Genomic DNA, 9,519 nt, shown 5'->3' with positions numbered 1-9,519 from the left:
CGACACAATGCGTCATCCCTCCCGCACAGCAACCGAGTTCACGCCCGACCAGAGGAAACTCAGCGACCACGTTCGATAAGACAACGGCTTCTTAGACCGGGGTGTAGAGGTCGATGGGTCTTCCTGTGCCGAGGGCGTTGATCAGGGTTTGGAGTTCGGTGGGCGGGGGCTTGGTGGACCATGCCCGCCAGTAGCGTTGCAGCGTGGTCCAGGGCGCCAACCAGCCACGGACTGCCCGGATCGCTTGGGGCCAGGAGGTCGTTCGGGGCTGGTGGGACGTGGGAGTCCCCCCTCTCTGGGCGGTGCGGTTCCAACTCCTGGGCATCCACGGACGGGGGCGGGGGCGGGGCGAACCACGCGTCCCAGCAGAACGAGAACGCGCAGTTGACCAGGGTCTGGTGGCGGCGAATGGCGGTGTCGGAGCGGACTTGGAAGTCGGCCCAGCCGAGTTCGTCCTTGACCTGCTTGTAGCTTTGCTCGATCCAATGACGGATCCCGTATATGCGCACCACTTCGGCCAGGTCGGCGGCCCGGTGCCGGCTGGTGGCCTCGCGGGGCGATCCCGGCCGGGGCAGGTTGGTGGCCAGGTACCAGGTGGATCGCGCGGGCAGGGTGGCCGGATCGGTGGTGGCGACCACCAGGCGGGTGGCGCCGTCGGGGCCCCACCAACCCAGTCGTGCGTCGGCGGCCCACCAGGTGGCCGTGCCTCCGTCGCGGAAGGTGCGGGTGACCGCGGTCCAGTCGCCGGGGCGGTTCGGGCCCGCCCAGGTCAGTTCGCGGGCGGCGTCGGTGGGCCTGAACGCATCCTTGTAACTCCAGGCGCCGTGGCCGGGCTTGAGCGCCATTACGAACGGCAGCCCCGCGTCTGCGAGTTCGCTGCGGAAGCCGTCCTGGTCGCCGTAGGCGCAGTCGGCGGCCACCGCCCGGAAGGACACCCCCGCCTGCTTCGCTTCCCGGGCCAGGGCGGCCCCGATCCGCAGTTTCGTGCGGAAGTCGGGGTCGTTCTTCCCCTTCGCGAAGTGGTGGGCCGGGGTGTAGGGAACGGCGTGCAGGGGGTGGTAGAGGCGCTCGTCCGCCCAACACGTGGTCACCGTGACGACACCGCGGTCGATCTTCCCGACCGATCCCAGGTACTGCTTGCCCACGTGCGCGGTCGCCGAGCCGTCCTTGCGGTCGCCGGAGTCGTTGATCACCAACACCCCACCCGCGTGCGGCGCGGTCGCCGGATCCGCCAGTAACAACTCCACGCGACGGGCGTTGATCCGCTCGTGGTCCCAGGTCGACTCGGACAGGAAGAACTGCAGCCGCTGCACCGCCGGATGCTGTGCACCGACCACGGGTTCCGTACCTGCCAGGCAGGTCAGCGTCTTGTTGCGGTCCCTCGGAAGCAGGAGCCCGGCCAGGTACTCGCGGAACCCGCGGCGCTGTGCCAACGTGGAGAAGAGGTCGTCGAACCGCGCGGCGTAGGCTTCCAACGGTCCCGGTGCGGGCGGACAGGGCACACGCTTGGTCATCGTAACCCCCCGAGGCGCAGGCGACGTTCACTCCTATCGGCATACCGCGACCCCGACCCGCTGTCAACAAACCACCGCTAGCGCAGCTCCGCGAAGCGGGGCTTCCCTCAGGAGCCAGGCCAACACGCCGCACGACCCATCCGGGAGAGCCCGTTACTGGGAAGAGGGCACACGGGTCATCGTGGTCGACGGGGAGCGCTATCGCTGGGCGGTTTCACCCGATAGTGGATCAATCGTCCTTGTTGTCGAACGCGCAGAAGAGGAGGGGCAACGCCTGTCGACCAATTTCGAGCAGTCGGCTGTGATCACGCCGGGAGTGGTTGCCGCGGTGATCGAGGGTGCACACCGACTCGGATGGGTTCCCGGGCAGCGGGGCACAGAACTTCGGCTGTGGAATCTGGGCCGGCATCCGGACCTTGCCGACCTGAGATTGTGCCCGCGCGAAACGCTCCCGCCGTGGTCGGAGCGGGAGGGAGATCGGATGCCGGCCTCGGAGGTCCGGGTGGATGCCCCGTCGCGGATGTCATGATCGAGCCGTCGGCGGCGATCCCCGACCCCGAGCAGGCGATGCGTGACGGGAGCGGTCCTGGTGATCCGTATCGTGGATGCCCTGCCCCGGCCGGCCGTGCCACAGCGCAGGCCACGGGATCCTGACGAGAGCCGAGAGAGGGACGTATGTCCGCGAAAGACAAGGACGTTACCGTCGTCCACCTCATACGCCACGGCGAAGTGTTCAACCCGGAGGGCGTGTTGTACGGCCGCTTGCCCGGCTACCACCTTTCCGAGCTGGGCGTGAAGATGGCGGAGCACGTCGCAGACCACCTCGCCGACCGCGACATCACATACGTCGCCGCCTCACCGCTGGAGCGGGCGCAGGAGACGGCCGCGCCGATCGCCGCCCGCCACAACCTTGAGGTCGCGACCGATCCGCGCCTGATCGAGGCGAAGAACAACTTCGAAGGCAAGACATTCGGCGTCGGCGCGGGCGCGTTGCGCAACCCGCGGTACTGGAAGTACCTGCGCAACCCCTTCCAGCCGTCGTGGGGCGAGCCGTACATCGACCAGGTCGTGCGCATGACCTCGGCCCTGGACTCGGCGCGCGACAAGGCGCGCGGGCACGAGGCGGTACTGGTCAGCCACCAGGTTGCGGTGTGGATCGTGCGCTCGTACATCGAGGGGCGGCGCCTGCTGCACGACCCGCGCAAGCGGCAGTGCTCGCTTGCGTCGCTGACGACGTTCACGTACGAGGGCGACCGCATCGTGTCCGTCGGCTACAGCGAGCCCGCGAAGGACCTGCTGCCGTCGAAGGCCGAGGCGTCGTCGAGGACGCAGTTCGGCGCCTGACGCCCTACGGCCCATTCGCTTCGTGGCGGAAGGCTCGATCCGCGATACTCCCGCCCACGAGCAACGATCAGGGCGGTTGCGCCGCCCATGTCTGGGCCAGGGTCCGCGACTGCGGCGTCGTGTTGATAAGCGACCTCGCACGCGAGTAGGTGTTGCCGACTCAATCAGGAGCTGGGCGACGGCAGCGTCACGCGCCGGGATGCCCCGTCGAGCACCGAAGGGGGCTAACCGAGGTCTTGTTTAGCCCCGCTTCGGCCGACCGGCCGAAGTGCCGGTGAGCGCACCGGCACAGATCCTCACCACCGCAGCTGCTACCCAGGACTTCTACAGGTCGGCCATCGCGGACCCGCCGTCCGGGCCGGTCCTGAAGGCACCCGCTGATCACATCCGTCCGAAGGAGCTGAGCGCCCCTCTGACACCGGTTGCGGCTGAGGCCTCGTACCCGGCGCAACGCCCGCTACCGGGGCTGACCGCCCCCGTTGTCCTCGAACAGGTCTCGGGTACGGCGCAGCAGCGCCTCCCGTACGCGGTCCGGTGACAGGACCCGTAGCGTGGTGCCCAGGCCGAGGAGGTATGTGGCGAGCTGGTCGGCGTCGTTGCCGCCGATTTCGACGATGGTGGCATCGGGGCCGTCCGGGTGATGGGTGCCGATCGTGGGCGGGACCAGCCGTAGTGCCTGGTCCATGGGGTGCGCCAGCCGGACTGTGACATAGAGCGGGTACACGACGCCCGCGATGGATCGGGAGACGAGGAGCGCCGGGTCGGGCGGGTCGACGAGTTCGACGGCATGTCCGGTCGGCTGTACCTGTACCACCCGGTCGGCCCGGAATGTCCGCCACTGGTCCCGGGCCACGTCCCGGGCGACGAAGTACCACCGGTGGCCTGTGTGTACCAGGCGGTAGGGGTCGATGTCCCGGACGGTGGCGTTCCCCGCATGGTCGCGGTACGAAAGACGGGTGCGCTCGCCACGACGGCAGGCGGCGGCCAGTTCCAGCAGCACGCCGGGCGAGATCTGACGCCCCTCGGGCCTGGGAGTGTGTTCGAAGATCGCATCCATCTCCCCCAGCCGGTCCGCGATCCGGGGCGGTAGGACCTGCCGTAGTTTCAACAGCGCCGACAGCGCGGCCTGGTCGCCGCCCAGGACGCCGCTGAGCGCGGCCTCTCGCAGCGCGACGGCCACGGCAAGCGCCTCCTCGTCGTCGAGGATCAGCGGTGGCACCCGGGTGCCACCGCCGAGGCGGTAGCCGCCCCAGGGCCCGGGGTCGGACTCGATGCCGTAGCCGAGTTCCCGCAGCCGGGCGATGTCCCGCCGGACCGTGCGGTCGGTGACCGCCATCCGCTCGGCCAGCTCGCGGCAGGTCCACGTCGGTCGAGTGGACAGCAGCGAGACCAGTCGCAGCAGGCGGGCGGAGGTGCTGATCACATCCCGAAGTGTTCCCCATGACCAGGACCGGAACTGTCCTGGTCCCGTCATAGCGTCCTCCCCATGAGTACCGAACCCACATCCGAATCCACATTCGGACCTGCGATCCGATTGCTGTCCGTCGACTTCGATTGCCCGGAACCCGCCGAACTGGCCCGCTTCTACGGCACCGCGCTCGGCCTGCCCGTCGTCTACTCCAGCGACGACTTCATCCTGCTCGGCCGGGAGGGTTCACCCGGACTGGGCTTCATCCGGGTGGCGGACTACCGGCGTCCGACCTGGCCGGACCCGTCCCAGGGCAAGCAGGCTCACATGGAACTGGGCGTCGACGATCTGGACGCCGCGCACGCACGGATGCTGGCACTGGGCGCCATGGAACCCCCTGTCCAACCGCACCCCGATCAGCGGAGGGTCCTGCTGGACCCCGCAGGCCACCCCTTCTGCATCTCCACGCAGGACTGAGCATCACCGGTCGGCCGACGACCACGGCCGCGCGCCCACGCAAGGTGGCGAACTCCCGTGCGAAACGATTCGACCGAAACGTTTGCAGTCACATGAACGCAGGCGTTCCGGTCGAAACACCTTGGCCCGAGGTTCGACCAACGTGCCTTACTTGCCTCAAGCCCACAGACCGCCCCGACCTGCGCGTATGCCAGTTGTCACTAGATAAAGGCGAACCTCCGTGCAGCAACGTCTCCAGTGGCCAGGCCGCTGTGCTCTGCGCTGGGGGCCGCTCTTGTCGTCTTTATGGTTCGCGTGTTCGGGAATCGCGGCCATCTCCCGCGGCGAGGTTCACTCCTCGTCGGTGTCCTCGGGATCGCGCAGGGGACGCACGCCCTCGCCGCCCTTCGTCGCCACGGAAGGAGAACCGGTAACGGCCCAGGAAGTTCACGTGTCGATCCTTGAGCGGCGACAGCCTGGCCACGTCCTCGTCATTGACGTCGTGCCCCTCGGCCCGGAGGCGGGTGATCGCGGCGTCCAGGTAGCGGGTGTTCCACAGGACGACCGCGTTCAGGACCAGTCCCAGGCAGGCCAACTGGTCCTCCTGGCCCTCGCGGTACGCCTGTCGGATCTGTCCCCGGCCGCCGTGGCAGATCGCGCGGGCCAGGCGGTGGCGTGATTCCTGCACGGTGAGTTGGCGGTTCATCAGGCGCCGGTAGGTGTCGTCCATCGGGTCGACCAGGGCGAGCAGGTGCATGGTCTTGTCGATGCGGCCGTACTCGGCGAACGCCTGCCCCAGCGGGGTCGGGTTGCCCTCGCGGCCGAACATCCGCACCAGGTCGTAGGCGCGGACCTGGTTGGTGATCAGCGACCCGGCCACCCGGAGCATGTCGGGCCAGTGCGTGCGGATCCGCCCCAGGTTGACCCGGTGGCGGGCGATCGCCTCCAACGGCCCGTAGCCCCCCGCCGGTTGCCCGTCCTCGGGCACGGGCGTCTCCGCGCGCCAGAACCGCTGGTCGGCCAGATCGCGAAACCGCGGTGCGAAGCGGAAGCCCAGCATCTTGTACAACCCGAACGCCATGTCGGAGTACGAGGCGTGGTCGGTGGCGATCATCTCGGGGCGGATGCCGCCGTCCAGGTTCAGCAACGTGTCCAGGGTGTACAGGCTGTCGCGCGGGGTGCCGCGCACAACCATCGCGCCGATCCCCGCGACCTGGTCGTTGACCGCGTTCAACCAGGTCAGGCCCCTCTTGTACCCGTAGTACTTCGGCGAGGGAGCGGTGTTGATGCTCTTGACCGGGACGACGAACCGCAGCCCGTCCACCGAGGCCAACAACCCGCCGCCCATCATCCGCGCCAACTCGACCTGCCCCTGGGCGGTGATCAGCAGCGCGTTCGCCGCAGCGAGCGTGTCGGGGCGCATGTAGTTCTGGTCCACGCTCGACAACCGCGAACGCGTCAAAGCCCGCTCGTTCGGGTCCACCACCGGCGTCAACCCGATGTTGCAGCTCTCCGACACCAGGACCGCCACCAGACTCACCGCGACGTCGTCCATCCGTGTAGTCCGGCCCGACGCGTGCGTGAACGCGTCGAGGAAGCCCGTCCACGCGGGCACCTCGAACAACAGGTCCGGCAGGTCGATCCTGGGCAGCATCGCCTTCGTCGTCGTCCGCAACCACGTCAACGACTCCGGCTTGCCCACCGCGCCGAGCTTGTCCACCGACAACCGGGCCCGCCCGCCGCCCTCGGGAACGACGATCTCCACCCTCGCCGCGTCCCCGGCCTCGACCAGGCGCTCGGCCATCTGCCGCCACGCCGCGTCCAACGCCCGTGTCAGGTGCCCCAGATGCTCCTCCACCGGGGCGCCCAGGCCCAGACCGGCGAGCACGTCCGCACGCATCGCCTCCCAACGGGCCCCGTCCAGCAACCGCGCGCGGGGATCCGACCAGCGGTGCGAGGGGGAGGCGAACACGTCGCGCCGGTTCAACGCCCGATACAGCAGCTCCAGCACGCACACCACGTACGCGTCGCGGTCAACCGCGCCCGGCGCCAACCGAGCGTTGGAGAACACCGCGCGCCGCCACATCGGCGGCACCAGGTCCGCGTCGACCTCGCGCGGCAGCAGCGGACGTTCCTTGACCCGGCGCCGCGACAAGGCAGGCAGCGCGCGGACCGCCCGCAACACCTTGCGGCCGGCCTGGGCAGCGCCCAACGCGTCCGACTCGCCCAACAACCCCAGGAACGGCCGGACCGTGTTGTACCGGGACGAGAGCTTCTCGCGCATCGCCGCCTCGGCCGAGCCGTCGTCCTCGGGCACCAACACCTCGACGATGGCCACCGCACCCGACCCCGCGGCGCGCGGCACGGCCTCCTCCACGGCCGCCCACAACGCGGCGACGTCCAGATCCGCCCCCGCCTCCTCGACGAGCTCCAGCTCCTGGACCAGGATCTTCGAGGCCCGCGCCAACGTGCGCGCCGCCTTCTCCAACTGCGGCAACGTCGACAACCGATCCCGATCCGACGCACGGCGGGCCGGGCTGATCAACCGGGTCGCCATCAACAACGCGAACAGGTCCAACGCGTCGTCGACCGCCTGCGCCTCCAGGTTGCGCACCACCGCCGTCAACAGGGCGGTTCTGCGCGGCTCGGGCGCGCGCTCGATCGTCACCACCGCCACACCGTCCGCTCGCTCACCTCGCACCCGCGCGCGGCGAGCCGCACGTGCGCGGCCGACAACTCGCCCGCCTCGCGAAGAAGCTCCAGCCGGGCGACCGTGCTCTCGCGCCGCTCCGCGTTCGTGCCCATGTCTCGAAGTGTCAGCGCCGTGTCGCCGATCCGCCCGGGCAGGAACCCCACAATGACCCGACCGGGTGGCCGTCCCGGAAACGACCGATTCCGGGACGGCCACCGTTCACGACCCCTAGCTTGTCGAAGGCGTCCCGAAAGGCATCCCGAAACCGGCGGGCGCAACCAGGAAGCGGGACGGGTATTCGGGACGAGCCGCTCCGGGCGGCCAGGCCGGAGGGGAACGCGTGAACGACGAACCGGACGAGATCGCCCGCGCCGAGCTGATCGAGCGCCAGCCGTGCCCGCGATGCGGGGCGCCGCCCGGGTCGGTGTGCCGGGCCAACACCGGCGTCGTCGCCGTCGATTACCACACCGGCCGCTACGGCAAGATCCCCGCACTCAAGTCCGGACCCGCGATCCGCATCCCCACCGCGCGCGGACCCGGCCGCACCTGGCAGCCCGGCCCCGAACCCGACCTCGACCCCGCACTTCTCACGCGGACCGGCGACCGCGTCGGCTACGCCCGCGTCTCCGGCAAAGGCCAGGACCTCGCCGGGCAGGTCCGCCTCCTGAAGAAGGCCGGCTGCGTGCGCATCCACGTCGAGAAGATCGGCACCCGGGAGAAGATCCGCCCCGAGTACAACGCCGCCCTCGCCGACCTGCGCCCGGCCGACCCCCTCACCGTCACCATGCTCGACCGCCTCGGCTGCAACATGATCGAACTCATCACCTCCGCACAGGACCTCGCCGAACGCGACCACCGCCTGGAAATCCTCAGCGGCGCGCTGTCCGGCGTCCACGACCCCCAGGGCGCCGGCAAGATCCTCTTCGTCGTGTTCGCCGCGATGGCCGAAGTCGAGCGGGAATTCATCCACGAACGCACCCTGATCGGCCTGGACACCGCCGCCGCGAACGGCAGCCACGGTGGCCGGCCCGCGGCAGTCGACGGCGACATGCTCGCCGTCGCCCTCCGCCGCCGCGACGCCGACGAATCCGTCACCTCGATCGCCAGGCGCCTCGGCATCGGCCGCTCCACCCTCTACCGCACCCTCGCCGCGTACAACGAAGCCCTCGCCACCACCGACACGATCCGTGTCGCCGACCGATGACATCGTCATGTCGCCCGCCACTACTCGCACAAGTCAACCGACCAGGTTCTCGAAAACTCTTTCCCAGAGAGCAGAAGCGCCCAGCGATCTTGGATCAATCTGTTCTATGAGTGCCGTGACGTCCAAGTCGGGCGGGTTGGCGGTCCAGTGCGCGGCCTCAGAGACCCCGACGAGAATGGAAACGAATACATGGAGGCTACTTGCCACCTCGACAGGATCCTCTTCGAGCTCGCGAGTCAGCATGAGCACCGCGCCATCATTTCCGTTCAGACATAGAAAACCGTCAAGGATAAGACCCAATAGCAAGACGTTCTTCGACCGGGCCCAGGCAGGAAGTTGCATTCCGCCCAGAAATTCACCAAGGGGCATTAAGCCGTACAGGTTGGTCACGACGGCATCGCCGACGCTTGTCGGTACGCCGATATTTTGCAGAGTAAACCTGGTTTGGTTGTCCACCACCTGTTCAGGGATCTCATCCGGATCCAGAACCGGCGCCAGGGCCGGGCTGAAGATTCGTACCATTTCTGCGCGATCCATAGTGTCTCGATCTCCGGCTTGGCCTACCGCACGAATAAAACGATCGCCACCGCAACCAGGCGAACTTGCATTCTATCGTTGCTTCATCCCACATTCGTTTCGTCGGCCATGAAAATGCGGGTCGCCGTGATTCGTTGGTCCGCGAGGAACGCGTCCGGGCCGCCAAGGACTGCGTCGGCTTGGAACCCACCAAGAAGTCGTTTCATTTGGCATATTGGCGGTAGCAGATGAATGCGGCGGCGATGCTGACGAACGCGCCGAAGTGCGAGGCCTTGACCTCGTATCGGCGGTGGAGGCGGCGGAAGGCGTTGAGCCAGGACACGGTTCGTTCGACGACCCATCGGTGTCGGCCGAGACGCGTCGA

Annotated in this window: 8 protein-coding genes and 1 pseudogene; 3 read left to right on the top strand and 6 right to left on the bottom strand. The window is 68.5% G+C overall.

The window, feature by feature from the left end:
* Positions 1-59 precede the first annotated feature (59 nt).
* A complete protein-coding gene (locus ACIRL2_RS50995) occupies positions 60-1,514 on the bottom strand; it encodes an IS701 family transposase (RefSeq protein ID WP_402242605.1) in 1,455 nt (484 codons plus the stop codon).
* 675 nt (positions 1,515-2,189) lie between these two features.
* Here ACIRL2_RS50995 and ACIRL2_RS50990 point away from each other — a divergent pair.
* Positions 2,190-2,858, top strand: a complete 669-nt coding sequence (locus tag ACIRL2_RS50990; protein WP_402242602.1) for a histidine phosphatase family protein — start codon at positions 2,190-2,192, stop codon at positions 2,856-2,858.
* A 457-nt stretch (positions 2,859-3,315) separates the two neighbouring features.
* On the opposite strand, the gene ACIRL2_RS50985 is transcribed toward ACIRL2_RS50990, so the two are convergent.
* A complete protein-coding gene (locus tag ACIRL2_RS50985) occupies positions 3,316-4,281 on the bottom strand; it encodes a helix-turn-helix transcriptional regulator (protein ID WP_395873543.1) in 966 nt (321 codons plus the stop codon).
* Positions 4,282-4,344: 63 nt separating this feature from the next.
* Between ACIRL2_RS50985 and ACIRL2_RS50980 the strand changes: the two genes are divergently transcribed.
* Complete coding sequence (locus ACIRL2_RS50980) at positions 4,345-4,743, top strand: VOC family protein (protein ID WP_395873544.1); 399 nt, start codon at positions 4,345-4,347, stop codon at positions 4,741-4,743.
* A 330-nt stretch (positions 4,744-5,073) separates the two neighbouring features.
* On the opposite strand, the pseudogene ACIRL2_RS50975 reads toward ACIRL2_RS50980, so the two are convergent.
* Positions 5,074-7,384 (bottom strand): annotated as a pseudogene (locus ACIRL2_RS50975) (Tn3 family transposase); the annotation flags it as partial.
* A gap of 2 nt (positions 7,385-7,386) precedes the next feature.
* Positions 7,387-7,527: a hypothetical protein gene (locus ACIRL2_RS50970; protein ID WP_395873545.1), complete on the bottom strand. Its 141-nt coding sequence runs from the start codon at positions 7,525-7,527 to the stop codon at positions 7,387-7,389.
* A gap of 227 nt (positions 7,528-7,754) precedes the next feature.
* On the opposite strand from ACIRL2_RS50970, the gene ACIRL2_RS50965 reads away from it, so the two are divergent.
* Positions 7,755-8,618 (top strand): recombinase family protein, encoded by an 864-nt coding sequence (locus tag ACIRL2_RS50965; RefSeq protein WP_402242598.1) that lies wholly within the window; start codon positions 7,755-7,757, stop codon positions 8,616-8,618.
* A gap of 33 nt (positions 8,619-8,651) precedes the next feature.
* Here the strand turns inward: ACIRL2_RS50965 and ACIRL2_RS50960 are convergent, their stop codons facing one another.
* Both ACIRL2_RS50960 and ACIRL2_RS50955 read right to left on the bottom strand, forming a co-directional pair.
* Positions 8,652-9,155, bottom strand: coding sequence for an SUKH-4 family immunity protein (locus tag ACIRL2_RS50960; RefSeq protein ID WP_402242595.1), 504 nt, complete (start codon positions 9,153-9,155; stop codon positions 8,652-8,654).
* Between the two features lie 202 nt (positions 9,156-9,357).
* A partial coding sequence (locus tag ACIRL2_RS50955) for a transposase (protein WP_402242608.1) occupies positions 9,358-9,519 on the bottom strand: 162 nt, incomplete at its 5' end.

This window comes from Embleya sp. NPDC127516, assembly GCF_044765325.1.
Lineage (GTDB): Bacteria > Actinomycetota > Actinomycetes > Streptomycetales > Streptomycetaceae > Embleya.
This window is presented reverse-complemented; position numbering and strand designations above follow the sequence as displayed.

Bases quoted from the DNA above. Each gene is read 5' to 3' on its own strand.
- ACIRL2_RS50995 (WP_402242605.1), bottom strand. From the start codon at position 1,514: ATGACCAAGCGTGTGCCCTGTCCGCCCGCACCGGGACCGTTGGAAGCC.
- ACIRL2_RS50990 (WP_402242602.1), top strand. From the start codon at position 2,190: ATGTCCGCGAAAGACAAGGACGTTACCGTCGTCCACCTCATACGCCAC.
- ACIRL2_RS50980 (WP_395873544.1), top strand. From the start codon at position 4,345: ATGAGTACCGAACCCACATCCGAATCCACATTCGGACCTGCGATCCGA.
- ACIRL2_RS50970 (WP_395873545.1), bottom strand. From the start codon at position 7,527: ATGGGCACGAACGCGGAGCGGCGCGAGAGCACGGTCGCCCGGCTGGAG.
- ACIRL2_RS50960 (WP_402242595.1), bottom strand. From the start codon at position 9,155: ATGGATCGCGCAGAAATGGTACGAATCTTCAGCCCGGCCCTGGCGCCG.